This window comes from Paenibacillus sp. MAH-35, assembly GCF_058135425.1.
Genome location: NZ_JBYUPU010000002.1, coordinates 333,484 through 355,351 on the forward strand (window position 1 = coordinate 333,484; position 21,868 = coordinate 355,351).

The window sequence follows — 21,868 nt, forward strand, 5'->3', positions numbered from 1 at the left end:
TTCCCGCTGTCAGCAGGCAGCGAAAGCAGGAAACAAGACCGCCCGGGGCCCGTTTTGAGGACCGGACGGTTTTTTTTAATAAGTAAGCCGCTTCATTTTCATTCAGGCGGTCTGTTCGGCTGCGGCTTCCTCCTCCTTGACAGCGCCGCTCTTCGTCTTCCGATACCGGAGCCGGAGCAGGCGAAGCCACTCGTAAGCCCGGCTGAGCGCTTCGTCATCCAGCGACTTCTCATCGTACAGACGCTTCAGCACCGGCCGCAAGTAACGGTCGCCCGAAGAATCGAACAGCTGCCATGCTTGTTCCACGACGTCCACCGGCACGGCGGCAAGCTCGGCTTCGATCAGCGGCTCCAGCTCATACCCTTCCTTATCCAGATCCTCGATCCGGGTCATCAGCTCCCTCCGGCTTAAGGAGACGAGCGGCTCCAGCTCGCTTAACGTTTTCCCTTCGGCTACGGATTGCAGCAGCGTTTGCTTCAATTCCTTCTTCGCTTGTTCCCCTTTTCTCCGCTCCTCCTGGCGCTCCTGCATCCACTGCTCCACTTCCTGAACGCCAATCGCCTCATCGACCCAGTCCAACGGGAAAGAGATAGTGCGAGCCAATCCGACAGTCAGCGCAAGCACGTGCTCTCCGTACATGGCCGACTTTTGTTCGCCGAAACCCGGGATCTGCTGCAGCTCCTCCGCCGTCTGCGGAAGGAACGCGCTGATCATCGCCAGCATCCGGTTGGACGCCACGATGAAGGCCGATTTCCCTTCGCTGGCCGCCTGCTTGCTCCGCCACTTGCGAAGCGACTCGTATAGTTCAGGGTCGGAGTGTCTCTCTCCGTACAGCTCCAGCTTGCGAACAAAGACCGAACGTCCGCCGTACGTCTGCTGACGCCCCTCATCGGGCTCGATCAGCGGACGGTATCCGTCGCGCCGCTTCTCCCCGATCCGTCTCCGGAACTCGCCGATCATCTCGTCCCATGCCATCCCGGTATACCAGCTTTCCTGGAACGGGATCGTCTGGTCTCCCTTCTCATGCCACCATACCCGCCACTCCCCGAACTCCTCCGCGATCGACACTTGTGCGCTTACGATGCCTTCCAGCTCCGTTACTTTCTCAAAGCTGTTCAAAAAAACGAGGTTCATCCCAGTTCCCCCTTCATTATACGGCAAAACAAAAAGCACCCCTTCCACGTAAAAGTAGAAGAGGTGCTTCCTCCGGCCGTCTATTCGATTCACTTTCATATTACCATATTCACCCTAATTTTACAAGAGTGTCATTCGGCAAATGATGGCATTTGTCTGCAAATATAGTACAATGAACGTTATTGGAAATACTGGAGGTCGCACAATGAAAAAATGGGCCGGCCGGCGATTGTCCGGTTTAACACCTGCGCAATTTATCATCGTTTGTTACTTGGCTGCGACGGTCGTCTCCACCTTGCTTCTGATGCTGCCGATCAGCTTGAAGCCGGGAGTCCGCTTATCGCCCATGGACGCTTTATTCACGGCCGCAAGCGGGATCAGCGTCACCGGGCTGACCGTAGTAAGCACAGCCGATACGTTCAGCACATTCGGCACCTTCGTCCTTATGGCCATCCTGCAGTTCGGCGGAATCGGCATCATGACACTGGGCACATTTCTATATATCATCCTGGGCCGGAGCATTACGCTGACCCACCGGAGGCTGATCATGCTCGACCAGAACCGGTACAATCTGGCGGGGCTCGTCCAGCTTATGCAAGCGGTTCTGATGCTGGCTCTGATGTTCGAAGCGGTGGGCACGGTCATTCTGGGCATCTATTTCCGCCTGGCCGGTTATACCGAGGGCTGGGTCCATTCCTTTTACGTAGGATTGTTCCACTCCGTCTCCTCGTATACGAACGCCGGCTTCGATCTGTTCGGCGATTCGATGAAATCGTTCAGCGACGACTACTTCGTACAAGCGATTACGATGCTGCTGCTCTTTCTCGGGGCGATCGGTTTCCCGGTGCTGATCGAGTTTCGGGAATATTTGATCCGGCGCAAAGGATTCCGGTTCTCGCTGTATACGAAAGTGACCGTGTCGATGTTCCTGATCCTGATCGTCGCCGGGGCGGCCGGCATCTGGATTATCGAGAGCAGCGTTTCCTTCGTCGGCATGGCCTGGCACGAGAAGCTGTTTTACTCGCTGTTTAATTCCGTTTCGACGCGAAGCGGAGGTCTCGCTACGATGGATGTGACTGAATTCGCTACCCCGACCCAGTTTCTGCTGTCCATCCTGATGTTCATCGGGGCGAGCCCTTCGAGCGTCGGGGGAGGCATTCGGACGACGACGTTCGCCGTCATCCTGCTTACGCTGTTTACGTACGCGCTCGGACGCAACGAGGTGCGGGTATTCAAGCGGTCGATCGGTCAGGACGACGTGACGAAAAGCTTCGTCGTCTTTAGCGCCGGCACGATGCTCGTCATCGGCAGTATTATGATTCTCGATGCGCTGGAGCGTCAGCATTTTTCGCTGAACAAAATTATTTTCGAAATCTGTTCCGCCTTCGGAACGTCCGGTCTGTCTACCGGGATTACGTCGGAATTGTCGAATCCGGGCAAGCTGCTGATCGCGCTGCTTATGTTTATCGGGCGGATCGGCATCCTCATCCTGCTGTACATGTTCCGTTCCAAGAAACCGAAGGAGAAGTACCGGTATCCGAAAGAGGATCTCATTATCGGCTAATCAGGGCGTGAGCGGGAAACGGCGTAACCCGCGCGGCAAGGCGCGGCCGTTTGTCGCAATCCAATCAAGCGGGAGTGCGCGGATTGGGCGGCAGTTTGCTAAATCAAGCGTCAGCAAAAGGCAGCAAGCGGGAGCAGGCAGCCATTCGGCAGAATCTGGCGGGACGAGCCTGGTGCGGTGCAGTTGGAGATCCTGCCGCTGCCGGGGATTTTGGGACGAGCCTTGGAGGGACAGGCCGGCTCGTCTTTTTTTGCCGGAAGGTGGGGGTTCATGTATAATCGAAGTACGACAAATACGATAACGGAGGTCCGCATGTCCGCGAACTCATTCGATTTCTTATACGACCATTCCGAGGAAACCAAAACCCGGTTCGTCTGCTTCATCTCGCCTTCGATGCAGCGCTTCGATCTGGCCATTACGACGACCAGCCGATTCTACGGCAAACAGCTCATCACCGATATCCAGTCCGGCAAAACGGCGATCATCGGCCCCGACGATCTGGACGAACCCGGTTACTTGGAGCATATCTACAAGCTGTCCGAGGAGGACGCGGAAGACCTTCGCGATTTCCTCGTGGAAGTGGTCGGGATGATCAACTTTACCGATATCTAGGTTGAAGTCGCAGCAACTGGCCTAGAGGCACTAGCTCGGCAAAAGAACCGGGGCCTCCCCCGGGCATGCTGGATAAAGAAGGCCGGACGGCAGAAGCGGAAACGTTGCTGCTTCCGGCCTTCTTTGCGATCCGGTGCGAAGACCGGGTGTGCGGGGCGCTGGGGGCGCGACAGGCGGGATGTGATGTGTGGGACGAGGTGACTGATGCGCGGAGTGCGGTATGTCCGGTGATCGGTGGTGGGGGCTGGGGCACGACGTGCGGTGTGTGATGTGCGGGGACAGGGTCTGGGTGCGCGTGATACGGTACGGGATGTGCAGGGGGCAGGGTCTTGGTGCGCGGCGGGCGGTGCTTGGTGTGCGGGGCACGGTGTGCACGTCTGATGATCGGCGCGGCGGGGGCGATGTGCGGCAGGGCTTGCGCTGCGATACATCTGACCAAGTAACGAGGCTGTCGATTCATTGTGTAGAAGTGTTAGCAGGCCGTTCCAAGTGAAAAGTTACCTTCTTCTGCTCAAACAGGTTGTCCGGAATCCCTCGATTTAATAAGGATGTAAGGTAGGGGATTCCAGACAAAACTCGCCAGAAGGTAATCTTTTCCCTTTCCACTTGGTTTTGTCCACATTGAATCGACAGCCTCCCAAACATCCGCTAATTCGGGTTTGGCGGCAGACCCACCCGCCGACAGCCGCTCCCGCTCTTATCCCAACAATACGCAGCACTATCGGCCAGCCGACAGCCAACTGCCTGAGCCACCCGTCCCCCAAGCACATAAAAAGCACCCTCCCGAGGCACACTGGAAGTAACCTGTGTACGAGGAGGGATTTGTTATGTCCGAAGAAGATAACAAGCCGGTCGAGAACGGATTCGTTACGGAGCGTCCGCGTCAATACCGGGATCTGGCCACTGTCGAATCGCAGCGCAACGATCTGAGCGCCGAGGAGTTTCCCGAAGGTCCATACGGGGCCGATCTGCTGACCGAATCGCTGGGCAAAAGCTCGCCTTGGCGCAGAGACCAGCGTACGCAAAGCGCCTTCACGTACGAGAACCGCCTCCTGCACGAAGGGGTGGACCGCGGAGGCTATCCCGGCCAGCATGATACGCATGACGACCCGGCGGCGGACGAATAAACCGCCGTCGGCTTGGTCGCTGAGTGCCTCGTTCCGCTCCCAAACCAGTGGCTAGCTACCGACCCGATCTCGCCCGGTCTGCATCCGCTCTTCGCGCCTTCTACAAATCAAACTGCAGCGGATCGAGACAAGAGATTTCTTTGAACTTCCAATACTCGCCCGTATACGCCCCATTCGGAAAAAAGAACGAATACAGTTTGGCATTCCGCGCCCGCACCTTGACTCGAATAACCTTGCGTTCGAGCTTGCTCAAGTCGGGCTTTCCCTTCCACTCTACTTTGGCGGCGATGCTGTCGCCCGTAAACGGCACACACTCACTCGTCCCGGCTGTAAGCGAGCTGGATGTCCATCGTCCACGCCATCTTCGTAAAGGTTAGTTTGGACATGGCTCCATAACCTCTGGTGGTTAATGGGATTCCTTCAGCTTCTGAAACAAATCTTGGAAAACCCGGTCCCTGTGAATATAATGGACGTAACGGATAAAGTGCCGGGACGCGTCGAAGCTCCAGCGGCAGTCTTCGGACAACAGCGGACTGTGCACCAGATCGCTGGGCAGCCAAGTCTCGTTGATCAGATAAGCGATGGCCGAGATATCCCAGATGACGCGGGAGTAGCCGAAGTGGTTCGGACTGCAGTGCTCGAACGTCTCGTACAGGTACTGGCCGATCGCTCCCTGATCCTTCACGTAGTCCCTTACTTCCGACAGCGTCGTTTGCAGATGGGACGCTACACCTTTGCAGGGAACGAGCACGAGCGGGACGCCGCTGTTCAGGACGATGCGGGACGCGTGCAAGTCCTGGTGCATATTAAACTCCCGGGTGTTCGGCCAATACAGGGCATGACCTCCAAGCCATACGACAACGATTTTACCGATAATACGAGGCTCCATCAGGATGGCGGACGCGACATTCGTGATCGCTCCGATCGCTGCAACATACAGCGGGTCGTCTTCGGAGCTCGCCATCGCCCGTGCCACCAGATCCCGGGCCGCTTCGCTGTCCACCGGAGTTTCCGGACCCGGCAAGTACGCTGTCGATCCGCGATAGATCGGGAGTCCGGTCATCTCGGGGAGATGGGACGCGATCTTCAGCAGCTCCTGGTAGCTTTTCTCCATCCCGTCCCCCGGCCCTTCCGACAATACGTTGTGGAACGGCGCTGCGTACATCGCTTCCACCTGCAGCTGATTCGGCGATTTCATCGCGTAGACGACGGCGAACTGGTCATCGATTTCGTTATACGTATCGGTGTCCAGCACCATCCTCACCTTGCGTTTCGGATGAGTCAGCCGCTGCAGCAGCTGCTCTTGAGTCAATTTCGGATAATCGATCAATGTTTTTCCTCCCTTGGTGTTGCCTATACCCTACAACCCACATCCATCTTACACCAGCGGCGGCTTCATAGTTTTTCACGATTCGGCGCATTGTTTATACGATTTGGCTATCTCACCTGGAATCGGAAGGAGGAACGGCCTATGCTCGCACAAATGGATTTTATTTTTCACGGCATGCGGGAGGCGGACAGCTACATGCCGATCCATCGGCATCGGTGCTACGAGCTCGTCTATGATGTGTCGGGTGCAGGCTCGACGCGTCTGGGCGAGGTCGATTACCGGTACAAGCCGAACACCTATACGCTGATCCCTCCGGGTATGCCTCATGACGAGAGAAGGATCGAGGAAACCGAAGTGATCTATATCGGCTTCAGTACCGAGAGCCGGGAGCTTCCCCCGCTCCAGCAGGGATTGTTTCAGGATCACCCGGACCGCGCGCTCCTGAGTCTACTGCACAATATGAGGGGGGAGATGCAGGAGAAGCACGTCTACTTCGCCCAGAAGCTCAATTTGCGGACAAGCGAGATCGTAATCGAACATCTCCGGTCCGTTACGACCGGCGAATTGAACCGTCCCGACGACAATCTGCTGTATGCCCGCACCTTTATGGACGAAAATTTCAATCAGAAAATAACGGTGGAGGAGCTCGCCGATATAGCCGGATACAGCTACCACCACTTCCGTCACCTGTTCAAGAAAAAGTTCGGCGTCTCGCCGGTTCATTATTTGATGAGCAAACGGCTGGAGAAGGCACGCAGCCTGCTGCGGCATACGGAGCTTTCGATCACCTCCGTCGCCATGGAGTGCGGATTCTCAAACGATGCGCAGTTCTGCACGATCTTCAAGCGGGAGATCGGCGAAACTCCCCGCACGTTCCGGCAAAACTGGTATCGGTCTACTTTGCGGAGTTTGGTATGATAGGATGCGCGGATCGGGTGTTGCCCCTTAAGTTGCAAGGCGATAACAACTATCTTAATCTTTGATACCCTGGAGCTGTAAAAAATGGGTCGTCGTTAACTGTACCACCGATATCTAGTAGATTGGACCTGCAACGCCCAGCCAACCCGAGTTGTTTATATGATTTTTCATATAGAATCGTCGAATCAGACGCAAATTGATTCATTTTATATGATTTTTCATACACAAAAGTTCGAATACAGGAGTCAACTCGACTTCTGGTTGTAAAAACCGGTCCGGGTGACAGACCCATACAACAAAAAAAGCAGCTGAGCGAACCTCATCGCCCAACTGCTTTTTTCCGTTCTGCTTCCGAGTTTACCTAAGCATTCCCCGATAGGCCCCCGGAACCGAACCTTCGATCGGGATCGCCCCAATCGTCTTGTTGTAAAATTCGGTCGGACCCGCGCCGCCGATGATCGCATACGCATAGCCTTCGTCATGCAAAGCGTGCATGCACGCCAGCAGCAGCGCTTTGCCTACGCCTTGGCCTCTCATCTCCGGGTCTACGCCGGTCGGGCCGAAGTAGTTTTTGCAGGTCGCTTCGTAGCAGCCAAAGCCGACGACCTTGTCGTCCTTCGTCGCGATAAAGCAGGAAACCGGCGAACGCGAGAACGCCACGTCGACTTCGCTCTCCCAATGCGCCCGGAACGTCTTCAGCACCCACGCCTTGACGATATGCTTCTCCGGGGCCAAACCGCGGCGGATAACGATTCCGGACTCGGCCAGCTGATTGATAATCGTTGTTTTCTCAGGAAGGTCGTACAATTTGACAAGCATATCCGGCATCGGTTTTATTCCTCCTGTGTGATGGAAAATAGCGATTCTGCCAACTCGTAAACTATCTTATCGTAGTGTAGCTTGGAATGAAGCCCGTTGCAAGATCATCTAGCCGATTTGCTGGGCGAGTCCTTTAAACTCCAGCTCCTCGAACTTGGCGCGCAGCCGGTGGAAATCCGGCGCCCAGAGGCACGAGTCGATCGGGCAGCTGACCGGCACGTCGCAGCGGATCGTCGCCAGATCCCGGCACAGGTGCAGCATGTCGAGCGATGCTTCGATTTTGCCCCGGATGCTGGCCGATACAGCCGCGAGATTGGCTAAAATCCCGTCAATATCGCCGTATTCCGCGAGCAGCTTCAGCGCCGTCTTCTCCCCGATCCCTTTGACGCCCGGGTAGTTGTCGCTGGTGTCGCCCGTCAAGCCTTTCAGCTCGATGATCTGCCGCGGCGTCAAGCCCCGCTCTTCGAGAAGCCCGGCCAGATCGTACACCGCATAGTTGGACGCGCCCTTCTTCATAATGATGACGTGAACCCGTTCGGAGACGACCTGCAGCAGGTCGTGATCGCCGGTCAGGACGAAAACATGCGTCTGGTCGTCCGCATAATGCTGAGCCAGCGTCCCGATGCAATCGTCCGCTTCATAACCGTGCAGGCCGACATTCGGTACGCCGAAGCTGTCCACGACTTCCTTCACGAGATCGAATTGCGGAATCAAATCTTCCGGAGGAGCCTCGCGGTTGCCTTTGTACGCCTCGTTATATACCCCTTCATAGGGAAAATTCACTTGAGTGCGATACTTATTAATAAATTACCATATGTATCAAGCGAATAATAGAATGAATTTATCCCACTAAATTATGAATTGGGAATATATATTGAAAAGGATTATGAATGGTGTATAATATTGTAGAGGGCGTAGCCTCGGTGCGAGGCAGCACTCCGCAGAACGAAGTTCGAGGACCTTTTGATTTTAAGACCTATATCTATACCATTACCAGTTAGATTGAATTATTTCAATTAATTTCATATGGAAGTAGCTACGGTCATTTTTACCCTATGGGAGACTTTAGCGGTACAACTTCAGGTCACGCGACGCATGAAGAAAATAAGAACGGAACTCGAAAGAGACCGTCTTTTTTCCTCATGCGTTTTTTGTTCTCTTACTCCTAAATTAATTTGGCAGTTCATTTTATTAAATAAAGGAGAGCAATATATTGAACAAATATTCTTCTTCTACAATAGGTAAGTTTATATACAGGCAAACCAATTTAGATAATTCTAGAGTGTACACTATTGCAACTATTGACCGAAACGGGATAGAAATCCCTCATTCTGTTACCGATTTTTTGCAGAATTATCGAAGCACTACGATGTCCATGGAACGTGAAAGACAGGCAGCTAGTTTAGTTTGTCAATTTTTAAACTATGTACGTGAAAAGACTATCTCACGTGATTCGGATTTTTCTGAACTTTTCGATCAAGGCTTATTTGGACTTAACTTTATTCATGGTTCGCGATTCCTCGATCACCAAGATGACCAAACAAACAACAGAGGCCAACGCGTTAAGAGAGATACTGTCGACAGAAAGGAAAATATCCTCACCCATTTTTATTCATTTTTTCAGAGACAGGGAGTTGTTTCCCAGAATCTTATTATTCCAACTTACCGAAATGAAAAGGGGCATTTGGTGGAAGCATCCCCATTTACAAGAAAAAGAAGTAATGAACAAAAGAGGCCTGCAAGAAAAGGACTCCGGGACTTTGGTGAAAATAGACAACAGATTTTAGTAGAATTTATTGACACAGCGAGAAGTATGAAGTGGGGTAAAACTATCTCACTAGGCTTGGCCACTCAAGCATTCGGCGGTTTGCGGAGAGGAGAAGTTGTCAACTTAACAACAAGCAGTGTAATGCAAATTGGTAAATCGCTTGTTATTAATATCGAGGATCGACAGAGTCACTTGTTTGCACATAAAAAAAATACAGCCAAAGAAGAAGTTAAAAAGGAACGACCACAGGATTTGTTGCCAAGTGAGTACTTAATCAATGTTTATAGGGAACACCTCGCTTGGCTAGAGTCGTTTACTAAAGAAGTAAATCCACTTGTTAAGGATGCATTATTTATCAATCGCTTGGGAAGACCCTTAACTGGTAAAGGATATGAAAATTTGTTTAAGAGAATAGTTGAAAAATACTTGAAGGTACTATTGGCTCAGGAACGCTTTGACGATTACACCTATTTAACCTCTAAGCCCTTTAACACACACACATTACGAGGGGTTTTCACAAATATTTGTTTAGACGATCTTAGCATGAGTGTGCGTGAAACTGCCAATGCTCGTGGAGATGCAGACGATACAACCGTTGCTGATTATTTAGATCAACTAACCGCTAAACAAAAGATGGAACGCGCAATCGGACAACTTGCAAATGCTGTAATAAATGCAGAAGCAAGCAAAGAGTTTATTGAAAAAATGAAAATAAAGGAATTGAGGCAATGATCACACTAGGAGAATTGAATAGAAGACATGGGATCGGAAAAAGAAAGGCTAATCGCCTGATTGAGTTAGGAAAATTGAAGCTTGTTTCACGCTCAACCGATAGACCTCTTCGTACCTATGTGTCTGAAGAATCGGTAGAATCTTTTATCAATGAAAAAGCTGATTTTGAAAAGACTTTCATTCTGTGCAAAAGTATGTTCAACATGCTAGGTTTATCAAGCCTTATCTTTTATAAGTATCTCGAAAATCGTGAGCAATTAAATGTGAATTTTACCCAAGAAGAGGATTTTTTCATAATACACGAGCTACCTGAAAACTATTATGGAATATCTGATCAACGTTATTTCTTCAAACGAAAGGATCTGGAGATTCTACAGCAGGATTACATAACCCTTGCCCAAGCTCAAGAACTTGTTGGACAGAAGGATAATTCCGGTTTTTCAAGCTGGCTTCAAAGAAGGCCACAACTACAAATTTTTTGCTTTGGCGAAATTCAAAGGAACGCAAGGTTCGTTAAGAAAAGTGCACTTCTGGAAGTACACCAAACGTTCAAACCGAGAAGACCTGGACCTCAATACGACAAGGAGAAGTATCTTTCATATAAAGTTTCTATGCACACCTTACAATTATCGGGTCGATACTTTAAAAATCTAATTCAGGATAAGACTCTCGCCCCCTCGAAGAATATTGGGCGTGCATTGTTTTTTGAGAAAGAACAAGTTAATGCCCTAGTAAAACTACAGCAACAAGAATACAAGCGTCTAAGCAAAGATTATATGACTTATCCGAAAATATTAACAGAGTATCCTGATCTTAATCCTGACCAATTACCTGTTACAAAGAGAATTAGAAGGATCGAATTACCTGCTCTCCTTTCGACTATATTTAAAGGAGAAAACGACCAGTTTGGTTTGGGTAAATACCTTTATTTCAAAAGTGATGTAAAAGAATATCACAAGTTTATTACCGTTAAGAATGCCATATATATCGAGGCTAACCATAGCGACCCATTTAGTGAATATATTCGTCGAATAAAAATCAACGATTTGTCTTTTTCAAATAGAAACACTATAACTGAACAATTATGGAAAGAATATGCTGCCGAGTTTCTTCGTTCTAGGCAAAGCCTCGCTTACGATGTGGCAGGTGAAATATGGTGTCTAATTCGTGTTGTAGAAGCATTAACCCAATTATTAGATAAAGAGATCTTTGAATATTCTTCAAAAGAACTTAATTTATTACTGTTGAATAATAAACAGATTGTGAGAAGAGCACGTGAAGAGATGTATCAATTTCTTCTCTTCGTCCACAAAGTTTTTATGCTCAGGCAATCAAAAAGCCCTTTTCAGCTTGAAGCTCTGATCAATCCACGCAAACTTCAACGTGAGAACAGAGAGAAGAAAGTATACAACTATTTTGAATTTGAGTCATTCTTTACATATGTCAATGATCTAATCACCCACAAGAAATCCGCAGTCTCACAAGCACTCAAGCTTGCTGAAAAGAAAAATATGAAACAATATAACGGCTACGATTCAATGTGGCTTTATATGCTGGTACACCTGAATAACGCATGGAGGCACAGTGATTGTCAGCTTATTCCAAGAATAAGTCTGGAAGGAACCGAAATAAAAAATTTGCAGTGGCTATATGACAATGATTTGAGTGACGTGGACGTCAAGAAGATTATTTTCCGGTTAAAATGCACACCTATGATTGTTTCGAAGACTCAAGTGGAAAGAAACTTTTTCTGCGCCTCAGAAGTTGAGCGTCCTTTAGCAACCGCATTAGCTATATGCGAATTGAGAACAGCGGCATTCAACAATGATTCCCTTACGATCATATCGGGAATATGTAATGAGAACGGAAAGATGCTTAAACAAAGAGCATTAAATGCATTTTTCCAAGAATACCGCGATAAGGATACATTTTCTTTCTCTAATAGAGCTATGAACCGGACAGTTATCAGTTTGGTTCAATGTGTACAAGCTTTCTACGGTAACGATAAAGATACAGAATATCTCAGAATTTTACGAAGTCACGCAGACATTGAAACTACGGATATTTATAATCAGATTCCTCAAGAGCGTATGGACGTAATTGCCCTGCATTTATTTGATAGAGATATGTTCGGCCATATACCTGATGTTATTTCTAATCTGTTATTTGGACTACCCGATTCAGAATCTGTTCAGACAAACCGCATTAAGGAAGTCAAAGATAATCTCGGCAGCATTTACAAACTCGAAGAAACAGCAGGATTCTTAAACACGATGCATGATTTTAACATTCAAGCATCAAGAGACTTTATTGAGCAACATGCGGAATACAAGGACATTATCGAAAAATTAATTAAAGAAATGTCTCCAGAAGAGGTCCACTTACTTTATCGCAAAATAGTTACTCGCCAATTGCCGAGTAAGGAAGAACATCATCAGTGTATCGTTTCTGAATCACAGTGTAAATTTCCGGGTAGGGATTGTGGAGGATGCCCGCTATCTATCCCCCACTTTTATGCAATTTCTTCTCTAGTCGAACGAATATTCAGAAAAATACAGTCGATCGAAAATGCATTGTCAGAACAACTACCCGAAGCCGAATTAACACGTTTGGCTAATTGGCTTGAACTGGATTTGGATTTATTGAGATATGCCCAGGATAAGTATGGAAAACAGGAAGTTTCAATGTTCGCCATTGGTCTCAATAAGAAACTACAAGAAATTGGTTCTCTACGTGCTTATCAAACAATAAAACTGACAGAGGTATATTCATGAACCTTACAAAGCTGGCTGCCGCCCAATCAGTAAATATTGACATTGATCTTGAAACGGCAGATATATTCAATCATCAGCAATCAATTAAAGAAGCAAAACTTCTGATGCGAGAATTGAACGAACGTTCTTTTCAAGAAAATACACTCCATAAGCAAATTAACTTTTCGGATGACTACTGGGGATTGTTTAATCCTATTCGTGGTAGTTCTGAAGACATCGACTTCACCTTTATGAGCGAGATGGGATTTTATAGACATATCAAAGCAGATGAACTAAAAATCGCATTAAAATGTTGGGCTCTTGACCGCCTAATAAATGATCGGCTAACTGCCGCCTCGGTGCAGACTTACTTTTTTCATGTTAGAGATACTTTAATTCGTACCCATATTTTTCTTATCAGCGAGGTCGAATCTTATACAGAACATATTAAGAGTTTACCTTTAGCAGATAGTTCTAAGCACCAGATTGTTTCTTCTGTACTCAACTTTTTGTCTTTTTACAATAACTTCCCCACAGTCGATCAATATACAGAAGCACTGTACAGGTTATTAAATAATCTGAAGCCTGAGAGTAAAACTAGAATTATTCCCAGCGGAATAGACATTCTCAGATTTTCAAGCATTGTAGATGATTATTTCAAAGTAGAAGACGCTGATCAGAAAGAATACCTTCATTACTTCCCTCTGCTACTATGGTGGAGGATTACAACAGTTATTCCGCTAAGACCATTTGAGTTTTGCGCTATTTCTCCAAATTGTTTAATTTATGAAGATGAAAAGTGCTATCTTAAGCTTCCCAGACTCAAAGGAGATAACTCGTACAAGCGAAATATAAGAAGAAAGCAAATAATCGATAATATACAAATCCCACCCGACATTGAGGGGTTAATTGTAGAATATGGAGAATTAATCGAAAGATATAACCATGCGACCAGAAAGACCTTAATTTCCCGAAAAGTATATGATTTAACGTTACCGGCTGGCGAAAGTAGTTATAAACGAAAGAGGTCGAATGAATCATTTCTCTCTCCTGACCTTCAATACTTGATAGAGAGGTTTTATTCAAACATTGTCCATCGAAAATATGGCCTCAGTTATTCTCATCTTCCACCGGTGGGTAAGAAATCAAAAGAAAAAGACTATTCTGATCAAAATGCCGACCTCATAAGAGTACGACCCATTGATTCCAGGCACATTGCATTTATTAATATGCTAGCCCAGGGCTGGAGCAAGCCCGAAATTGCTCGATTTGGTGGACATCTGCTTCTGGAGACACAGGCTAATTATCAAAACCACCAAGAATTTTGGATTGAGGTAGAAACGCGCAAATTAATGCAACATTTCATGTTAGGAATGAAAATATCTAAAGTTAATATTAATGAAGATGCCTTTAAGGATAGCTTCACACTATCAGTTCGACTTGACTCAGCATTTAAGAAAAAATTCATACTCCGATCGCCAGCTACGTCGACTAAGAAGCCACTCAAATTGGGATATTGTACTGATCCGAAGCAACTTTGTAGAACTCACTGCTTTCATTGTGACTATTGGAGACTTACTGTCCAAGAGTTTGAAAATAATGCGGAGGAACTAAAAGCTTTTATATCCGAATGTGATCATACCATTGCAGGACTCTTCTCGTTTCTAAAGGACTTGAATCGATTCGTGTTTGAAGAGGAACTTAATCCAGAGATCGCTGAAAAGATTCTTTCTACACAAAAGAAAATCGACGATGAAATTTTTAAACGCGCTTCACTTTTATTTAACATGGAAAGAAGTATGGTGAAATAGATGGCAAATAAAACTAGAATGTATGCTAAGGATGTTATCCAAGAAATAATCTCGTTATACCTGGATGAATATAAGATAAACGGCGAAATTGAGTACAGCAATGTAAGAGATTTTGCATTGGAGTTATATAATAAAAAACACCCTATTTTTACAGAAAAGTTGTATTACCAACTGGTAGACAGTTCCACTGGCGAACTTTCAGAGAAAACCTATAAGAATATCAAACTTAGCGACGACTTCTGGAGAAAGCCACAATACCAAGGTCGACAAATGATTGATGAAGCAAACAAACTTTTGTCCAAAACAGCAGCAAAACCAAGTAAGCGTCAATTAATCATTCCGAACACTGATTATTTAGTTGAAACTAACAAGTCGAATATACATCAACTAAAATTGCAACTAAAACCCCTGGAAGAACAATTACGGTCACATATTCGCTTGATCGAAAAATTAGAAAGGCAAATCAGTGAGCTAGAAAGATTAACATCGTCTCTCAAAGAAGAAAAGCTTGATTTGAAGAAAAAAAATGACGCACTTCAAGATTCGCTTCACAAATTTTTTGAATGGAGCGCCGCTAGTGATATTCCTTTTAAAAATCAGCTAAATACGGGTAAAGGTAGAATGAAACATGTGGAAGCAGCTCTAAGGACAGCATTTTCAGGGGACCCAAGTTCGTTTTTCTCTAGAATAGATAACGAAAGAAACAGTGCACAATCTAATATATCTTCCATACAACAATTTGTTAATAAAAAGGAGTCTGCAAAGACAGGTTATTGTGAGATATATGATTTTGAGTAAATTGGTGGGCTTGCACGTTGTTCAATAGCTGTGCCAGTAGTATGTGCAAGATACTCCAAATCAGAAGAGCGTCTCGTTTCTTATCTTATCCCCAGCCTTCAGCCAGATTTGACCGTCGGCATTGAAACTTTTATCAATACTTTATTAAAAGCGATCGAGAACAAGGTTAACCACTTTCCCGACGATCGCTTTTTCAGTGATCACGCTTAGTCACAATATTTTTATATAGGTGACTGAATACTGCATATTTATTACCAATCTCCTGATCTCTGGTATATACAAATTCGCGTTGAGTAAATTCCATGCTTAAATATAGGATCAGCCATATAGAAGTTCCGGATGATTATTGGAAAAGTCCTAGGATACTTCTAGTTTGAACTTAATATTCTTTGTTATTTTCTCTTACCTCACATTCCATATTACCCCCTTATTCAACCTAATTATCGTTGTTACACTCTATATAGTTGCCAATGAGGGGGATTTACAAGTTTTGGGCGGATGAATATAGTCTGATGGTTCATCGATTCAATACATTCTACTCCGTCGCGAAACATACATTCTACTCCGCAATTAATAAACTGGCCATTTGGTATATGAGCATGAATTCAATCAAATTTTCAAAGAATCCTGTACGCCCTTATTTTCGCTTGAAGAAAATGATCGTAAGGTTTATCTTTGAGCTCCTGTGAAAGCTCATACAAAAGGTCTTGAATAGATTTCTTGCATTCATGTTCTGTCATCACCAATATAATGGCCTTTAACCCCGATACTATGTCCTATCAACCCCGATGCTATGTCCTTTCAACCCCGATGCTATGTCCTTTCAACCCCGATATATTTAGAATGGTATTTGCCGCAGCGAGTGCTTCAGGGTATCCAACCTTATCAAAAGCAGCTCTTTGGTCTCCGTCATTTAATCCAATTGTAACCAAAAAAGCGATCCACCGAGTAAGATTTGAATACTCTCGAGAATCGCTTTTTTTGATAAGGTTCACTTGTTTCACCCGAAACATCCATATTATAGCATGTGTTATTTGGAAAATACACCCTGTTCATTCCAATACCCGAAATACTATCCCTTTTCTTAACCCCACCCCTCAGTAAGATCCAGTTCTCTTTTACAAATATCACATTGAACTTTGATAACCAGCCCAATGCTTGTTGGAATAAATGTATAAGCAAATTTCCCCCCTGTTACATCAGATGCTACGCATGTGTCCCACTCTCTAATCTTAATGACCATTTTCTCAGTTATTTCGAAAATCATTTCCCATTCTCCTTTACAAATAGGTTTGGAATTGAGATTTAGAAGTCACATATACACTCAATAAAGACATACTAGCACCCCAATGCTATTAGTTATTGTGAGAGCCCCAGATTCTTACCGTGAGCGTATTGACCTCCGTCTACATTCTAGAAGTAAACATTCTTCAAATCGTTCACGAATCCCTTTAGAATGTTGTATTGGTTCTAAATCGAAATCTGGTTGAAGATCAATCCCCCATCAGGATGTTTCTCGGATGCTTTCCGCAGCACACCCAGAATCTGCAGATCGTCTTTGTTAATGCCAGTAAATAATGCTGTTCTAGTAGTCAAAACCCTTGGTATAATTATGAAAAAAATAAGTTAGAAGAATTTGGGTGAGGGAATAATGATTAATCAACTTAGTAATGATAAACTTTCGAAAATGAAACAATTCATTGATCATGAGCTTGAGAACATTAGAAGTACTTACATTCAAACACCAGCACGAATTGTTAGTGACTACAACAACGAAGTGGAAAAAATCAAAGATTATAACGGGCGGCAATTTTTAGAGATGCTGCAGAATGCCGATGATGAGTCGGAAATTGCCATAGATAAGACAGCATACATCGAGTTGACAGACACTCAACTTATAATCGCTAATAACGGTAATCCGTTTTCTGAGGGCGGCGTTCAATCGCTTCTCTATTCATATCTCAGTCCGAAATCTACTCAACAGAATAAGATTGGCCACAAAGGCACTGGTTTCCGATCAGTACTCAGTTGGGCAAATAGCATTTACATAAAAAGTGAAGGTTTATCCATAGAATTCTCACGTACTAATGCAGTAACGTACTTAGAGCAACTAATTAAAGATCACCCTTCGATTCAAACTCTGCTTACAGAGAAGTCAAATGAGAGTCACCCAATAGCTACTTTGCTCACTCCCAAATGGAGAACGGATTATTATCATACTTATAATAGGTATGATACTTATATAGTGCTGTCTATCAAGGAAGAAACAAAAAAGGATATTCAGGAGCAAATCGATGAACTAGATATGGAGGTCTTGCTTTTCCTACAACATTTAGAACACATTGTTGTCAGAAGTTCCGGTCGCCAGATCGTAATGTCCAAGACAGTGCAAAGTGATCAGCAAGTCAAAATTAGCTTAGAGGAAGATGGAAAGGTAATCCGCGAAAAAACATGGAACCTTCGTAAACGAGCAGGAGTATTTGAGCAGAAAAACTTCGAGGTGAAGATCGCCTTTACCGACACGTTAGATGATGATACACATTTACTCTATTCGTTCTTTAAAACCAATGTCAGACTACCCTTTCCTGCAATCATGCATGGGACTTTTGAATTGACCGGAAACCGGAATTATCTAACAGAGTCACCCGCGAACGCATATGTTTTAGATGAATTAATCCAATTAATGATTGATACTGCTCTTGAGATCGCCAATAGATCATCAAACGTTTCTTGGGAAGCATTAAAGCTTCTTACTTTCGAGGAAAACATGGATCAAAATCTGATAAATATGGAGTTTGATCAAAAACTGCTTGAAAAGATCAAACAGAATAAGCTATTCCCCGTAATCAGTGGAACATACTATTCTTATGATCAGATGCCCTTTTATTTTCGTAATCCGTATGCTGATTTCCTCCCAAGCGACCATTTTCCAGGTCTTACCATACACACCAAAGAAATAAAGGTTATCAAGCTCCTTTCAAAACTAAAACTATTCACGTATGATCATAATTTTATGTTCACTGCAATAAACAAAGTTTCGAAACAATGGGATGTGAATAACCGAGCTAGATGCATCTATTATTTAATGCAAGATTACAGGGACCAGTTAAAAAGTCTCGAGTATAGGCAGTTACTTTGCATTTTTATCGATCAGAACGGCGATGAAATTAGCTCTGATGCCGAACTCTTTCTCCCTCCGGAGAATCGAAATATGAATGTGCCCAGTTTTGTCTCAATCCAATTCATGCATGATGGGTTATATAAAGCTTTACAACGGGTCTGCAACGTTCAAGGCGCAAGAGCACTAACAAATGCACTTAACATATTTAATGTGCAAGAATATAACTTAGAAAGCGTCCTGCGTAGAACCATCACCCAGACCCGGGAATTAGCTGCCAAGGACAAAGCGAATCAAAAGAACTATATTAGCGAACTTCTTCTCTTTCTTTATGATATTTACAAGTCTCGTAAAAACAATGAGGACTTCCCATCTGGCCTTAATGTCCCTTTATTGAACCGTTTAGGCAATATCTATAATGCCAGTGAACTTTACTTCGGTAAGGACTACAACTGTTTTGTTACTGAGCAGCTATTAGAAAATGTAGACAACAACCTTTTTGTAGGATCTCCCAAGAAACTGGGATTGGATCATTATGATAAATCAGAGATAAAATACTATCTAAGTTGGATTGGGGTAGCCGAATTCCCGCGCTTTACAGTCAGGCAGATTACGGATGAGGATTATGAACGAGATATGTTCCGACATATTCCTTACCCGATCTCACTCGAAGGAGAACTTTTCACTCACTTTGAAGATCTATGGAACGTTAAATCTTGGCGAACTGTAATAAACGTAGAAAGCGCCGATAGGTTGGACGAGATATTGGAAAAAGCCCCTTTTGCTTCTATCCTAGTATGGTTGCTTAAAGATCCCCAAGCTCTTAAATTAATTAACGAAGGCAGGGAAATGAATCGAAACGCTCGTGCATCAATACCCATCCAACGCAAGGTTAACTCTCGGTACTTATATGCTAACCAAATCAAATCATACTTTGTATGGAAACTTCAGACTACTAAATGGATCGAGAATGCACAAGGAATTAAGGTCGATACACGGTTCTGTTGTCTGTCAAAGGTTATTGGTTCTGAGTTCTCTCCCTTAATTGAGGTGCCGGCATTTGATGTAAATCAAGGGTTTCTTTCAGCCGCTAACATTCTTTCTGAACAAGTTGAGGCGTTGCTAATGAAGCTCGGTGTTGGTCATGACCTGCGGCATTTCTCTTCAGAGACAATATATACGATACTTTTAAATCTTCCGGTTATTGATCCAAATGGAGCCAAAGCGAGAGGCATATATAAGCAAATCATAATGAACAAATCAAAAGTAGACAAAACTAATCCTTCTTATCTTCAATTCGTTAAAGAAGGGAAGGTTTTAGCAAAGAAGAATGGAAAGAAATTATACTACCCTGTCTCGGAAGCATATTATGTGGAGAATCGTACCTACTGTGAAGAAATCATGAAACATTTCCCGTTACTAGATCTTGAGCGCAGATCGGGAAACCAACAGGTCTTATCAGTATTAGGTGTAAAGCCTCTCGTTGGACTTCGCTTTAAGTTGGCTGATAAACCGTTACTCCACCCACTACATGATAAATTTCAGCCGGACTTTGAAGAGTTCAAGCCATTCGTTTACGCCTACCGCCTCGACAAGGATAATAAACATATCGAACTTGATCGAATTAAGAAATTAAGTATTTTTTTGTGCACGGATATCCGTGCTTCTTTTACCCATCATAGTCAAGCGCATTCCTTCTTTATTAAGGATTATGAATATATAACAACAGATAATAGCTATCAGATTTACCTAAAACTACCCTTTGATGAACATGAAAACATGCAAGATCTTCGTGATGATTTTAAATTCAACGAAGTTATTGCTGAAATCATCGCTGGCGTACTTAGAGTAGAAGAGAACCGCAAGGACTATAGAGAACTGTATTCTAAAAAAACGGTGCAACGAGAAGAACTGCTAAGAAGGGAATTAGATGACGAGCAACTCGTGAAACTTCTCAAAGCGCGTAATTTATTAGGTATAACTACAGACCCAACACGTAATTTTTGGTTGGCTGTACTTAGGGCACTTGATGTAAATATTAGCACTTTAGATATCGAACGAGAGGAAAATTTCTTTTACTCAATTGCATCCGCAACGAAGCTTGACCCTGAGTTTATTCATCCATTTTGGACTGGAATTGACTATGAGGAGCCAAGTTCTGTGCACAGTGCACCACTATTGATTCGATTGTTCCAAACTGTTGGGATTGACACTCACGACTTTAATACATTTACTACTACCGAGGCTAATCTGAAGAGTTACTACCTCACAACACTTGACAGCTTAAAGATGGAGCATCGCAGTGGTTTTCTTTCATTATTACACAGACGCCTTTTGCAAGGTACTGTTCAAGAGCAGCAACGTTTTATCGAGTTAAGAGATCACTACTCATACTGGGGAGCATTCAATATACATAACTCAGTTAGCTTTGATGCTTACTCAGCTTTTGAAAATTTCTTAAAAGAACAGTGCCAAATTGATCTAACCGAGCTTAAATCGATTGAAGAAATGGATCTCCAAGCAGAATATTATCGTAACCGCGAGGGGTTATGGGAACAATTACGTCAACACGGCGTTACCCAAGTTCAATTTGAAGCTTTTGCAGAGAAAAGGGAGCAGGCTAGCCTTCTGTATTTCGGCAAAGTAACGGAGCTCGTAAATAACTATCTCACGTCAAACTCATCGCCTCATCGCGGCGTTTCAACCCAGGATGTACCTGGTTCAGACAATAAAGGTGCTTTAAGTACGCCGACGTATGCTAATCTGTTTGAGTCAATGCAGCTTGAAAAACCTAATAGTACTATTAAGACTGTGAAAACAAATCGAATTGAAAAAAACCAAACAGGACCTTCTAATAAAAGAGAACCTAGCAGCCGTGCGATGCCACTACATAACCATGCTAAAAACGATGAAATCGGGTTTCTCGGAGAAGCTTACGTTTACCTAGCCCTTTGTGAAGAATATGGAAAAGAAAATGTGGAATGGGTATCTGAAAACGGTCGCAGAGCCAGAAACAATGAATATGGCAACGATGGCGAAAAACATGATATCCGTTACATAAATAAGAAAGGTCAGTTGAAGTACGTAGAGGTCAAGGCTAGCACTGGTCTAGATAAGCAATTCCATATTAGTAAGGAAGAAGTCGCATTCGGTGAAGAGAAGAAAGATGCCTACGAAATATTTATCGTTCTTAATGTCAATTCTTCGGAACGTGAAATTCTACGCATACCCGGTTTTTTCAAATACAATCGGGAAGAATCCTTTAATCAAAACTCTCGTTTCAACGTCGAAAATCGAAATTTTGTCATACGCTTTAAGGAAGCCGCGGGGAGCGAACGAGGATAGGGCTAGGGCCAACTCAATTATTAGTTGGCCCTTAGAGTG

General features: G+C 44.7%; 14 protein-coding genes and 1 pseudogene. 10 read left to right on the top strand and 5 right to left on the bottom strand.

Features of this window, described 5'->3' with window-relative positions:
• Positions 1-102 precede the first annotated feature (102 nt).
• Positions 103-1,134 carry an HRDC domain-containing protein gene (locus AC3Y2E_RS03150; protein ID WP_379207042.1) on the bottom strand — a complete coding sequence of 344 codons (1,032 nt, stop codon included), beginning with the start codon at positions 1,132-1,134 and terminating at the stop codon, positions 103-105.
• A gap of 205 nt (positions 1,135-1,339) precedes the next feature.
• Here AC3Y2E_RS03150 and AC3Y2E_RS03155 point away from each other — a divergent pair, with 205 nt between their 5' ends.
• The 4 genes from AC3Y2E_RS03155 to AC3Y2E_RS03170 all read left to right on the top strand — a co-directional run bounded on the left by AC3Y2E_RS03155 (position 1,340) and on the right by AC3Y2E_RS03170 (position 4,437).
• A complete protein-coding gene (locus AC3Y2E_RS03155; RefSeq protein ID WP_379207044.1) occupies positions 1,340-2,698 on the top strand; it encodes a TrkH family potassium uptake protein in 1,359 nt (452 codons plus the stop codon).
• 312 nt (positions 2,699-3,010) lie between these two features.
• A complete protein-coding gene (locus AC3Y2E_RS03160) occupies positions 3,011-3,310 on the top strand; it encodes a DUF3055 domain-containing protein (RefSeq protein WP_379207046.1) in 300 nt (99 codons plus the stop codon).
• A 65-nt stretch (positions 3,311-3,375) separates the two neighbouring features.
• Positions 3,376-3,579 carry a hypothetical protein gene (locus AC3Y2E_RS03165; RefSeq protein ID WP_379207049.1) on the top strand — a complete coding sequence of 68 codons (204 nt, stop codon included), beginning with the start codon at positions 3,376-3,378 and terminating at the stop codon, positions 3,577-3,579.
• A 558-nt stretch (positions 3,580-4,137) separates the two neighbouring features.
• On the top strand, positions 4,138-4,437 hold the full coding sequence (locus AC3Y2E_RS03170) for a hypothetical protein (protein ID WP_190931410.1): 300 nt from the start codon (positions 4,138-4,140) through the stop codon (positions 4,435-4,437).
• A 100-nt stretch (positions 4,438-4,537) separates the two neighbouring features.
• On the opposite strand, the gene AC3Y2E_RS03175 is transcribed toward AC3Y2E_RS03170, so the two are convergent.
• On the bottom strand, positions 4,538-4,747 hold the full coding sequence (locus AC3Y2E_RS03175) for a hypothetical protein (protein WP_379207051.1): 210 nt from the start codon (positions 4,745-4,747) through the stop codon (positions 4,538-4,540).
• A 96-nt stretch (positions 4,748-4,843) separates the two neighbouring features.
• Positions 4,844-5,767, bottom strand: coding sequence for a nucleoside hydrolase (locus tag AC3Y2E_RS03180; protein WP_379207053.1), 924 nt, complete (start codon positions 5,765-5,767; stop codon positions 4,844-4,846).
• Between the two features lie 141 nt (positions 5,768-5,908).
• On the opposite strand from AC3Y2E_RS03180, the gene AC3Y2E_RS03185 reads away from it, so the two are divergent.
• Entirely contained in the window at positions 5,909-6,685 is a 777-nt protein-coding gene (locus tag AC3Y2E_RS03185; RefSeq protein WP_379207055.1) for a helix-turn-helix transcriptional regulator, read from the top strand.
• Between the two features lie 357 nt (positions 6,686-7,042).
• Here AC3Y2E_RS03185 and AC3Y2E_RS03190 read toward each other — a convergent pair whose 3' ends face one another.
• Together AC3Y2E_RS03190 and AC3Y2E_RS03195 are read right to left on the bottom strand one after the other, a co-directional pair.
• Positions 7,043-7,513, bottom strand: a complete 471-nt coding sequence (locus AC3Y2E_RS03190) for a GNAT family N-acetyltransferase (protein WP_190931412.1) — start codon at positions 7,511-7,513, stop codon at positions 7,043-7,045.
• 99 nt (positions 7,514-7,612) lie between these two features.
• Positions 7,613-8,251, bottom strand: a pseudogene (locus AC3Y2E_RS03195) (5'-3' exonuclease); the annotation flags it as partial.
• A gap of 466 nt (positions 8,252-8,717) precedes the next feature.
• Between AC3Y2E_RS03195 and AC3Y2E_RS03200 the strand changes: the two are divergent.
• The 5 genes from AC3Y2E_RS03200 to AC3Y2E_RS03220 all read left to right on the top strand — a co-directional run bounded on the left by AC3Y2E_RS03200 (position 8,718) and on the right by AC3Y2E_RS03220 (position 21,829).
• Positions 8,718-10,004, top strand: coding sequence for a hypothetical protein (locus AC3Y2E_RS03200; RefSeq protein WP_379207058.1), 1,287 nt, complete (start codon positions 8,718-8,720; stop codon positions 10,002-10,004).
• Positions 10,001-12,778 carry a hypothetical protein gene (locus tag AC3Y2E_RS03205; protein ID WP_379207061.1) on the top strand — a complete coding sequence of 926 codons (2,778 nt, stop codon included), beginning with the start codon at positions 10,001-10,003 and terminating at the stop codon, positions 12,776-12,778. The genes AC3Y2E_RS03200 and AC3Y2E_RS03205 overlap by 4 nt, the downstream gene beginning before the upstream one ends.
• Entirely contained in the window at positions 12,775-14,568 is a 1,794-nt protein-coding gene (locus tag AC3Y2E_RS03210; RefSeq protein WP_379207063.1) for a glycosyltransferase family 10 fucosyltransferase, read from the top strand. Before AC3Y2E_RS03205 ends, AC3Y2E_RS03210 begins: the two co-directional genes overlap by 4 nt.
• On the top strand, positions 14,569-15,366 hold the full coding sequence (locus AC3Y2E_RS03215) for a hypothetical protein (RefSeq protein ID WP_379207065.1): 798 nt from the start codon (positions 14,569-14,571) through the stop codon (positions 15,364-15,366).
• 1,651 nt (positions 15,367-17,017) lie between these two features.
• Positions 17,018-21,829, top strand: a complete 4,812-nt coding sequence (locus tag AC3Y2E_RS03220) for a protein NO VEIN domain-containing protein (protein WP_379207067.1) — start codon at positions 17,018-17,020, stop codon at positions 21,827-21,829.
• Positions 21,830-21,868 lie beyond the last annotated feature (39 nt).

Bases quoted from the DNA above. Each gene is read 5' to 3' on its own strand.
- AC3Y2E_RS03150 (WP_379207042.1), bottom strand. From the start codon at position 1,134: ATGAACCTCGTTTTTTTGAACAGCTTTGAGAAAGTAACGGAGCTGGAA.
- AC3Y2E_RS03155 (WP_379207044.1), top strand. From the start codon at position 1,340: ATGAAAAAATGGGCCGGCCGGCGATTGTCCGGTTTAACACCTGCGCAA.
- AC3Y2E_RS03160 (WP_379207046.1), top strand. From the start codon at position 3,011: ATGTCCGCGAACTCATTCGATTTCTTATACGACCATTCCGAGGAAACC.
- AC3Y2E_RS03165 (WP_379207049.1), top strand. From the start codon at position 3,376: ATGCTGGATAAAGAAGGCCGGACGGCAGAAGCGGAAACGTTGCTGCTT.
- AC3Y2E_RS03170 (WP_190931410.1), top strand. From the start codon at position 4,138: ATGTCCGAAGAAGATAACAAGCCGGTCGAGAACGGATTCGTTACGGAG.
- AC3Y2E_RS03185 (WP_379207055.1), top strand. From the start codon at position 5,909: ATGCTCGCACAAATGGATTTTATTTTTCACGGCATGCGGGAGGCGGAC.
- AC3Y2E_RS03190 (WP_190931412.1), bottom strand. From the start codon at position 7,513: ATGCCGGATATGCTTGTCAAATTGTACGACCTTCCTGAGAAAACAACG.
- AC3Y2E_RS03205 (WP_379207061.1), top strand. From the start codon at position 10,001: ATGATCACACTAGGAGAATTGAATAGAAGACATGGGATCGGAAAAAGA.
- AC3Y2E_RS03210 (WP_379207063.1), top strand. From the start codon at position 12,775: ATGAACCTTACAAAGCTGGCTGCCGCCCAATCAGTAAATATTGACATT.
- AC3Y2E_RS03215 (WP_379207065.1), top strand. From the start codon at position 14,569: ATGGCAAATAAAACTAGAATGTATGCTAAGGATGTTATCCAAGAAATA.
- AC3Y2E_RS03220 (WP_379207067.1), top strand. From the start codon at position 17,018: ATGATTAATCAACTTAGTAATGATAAACTTTCGAAAATGAAACAATTC.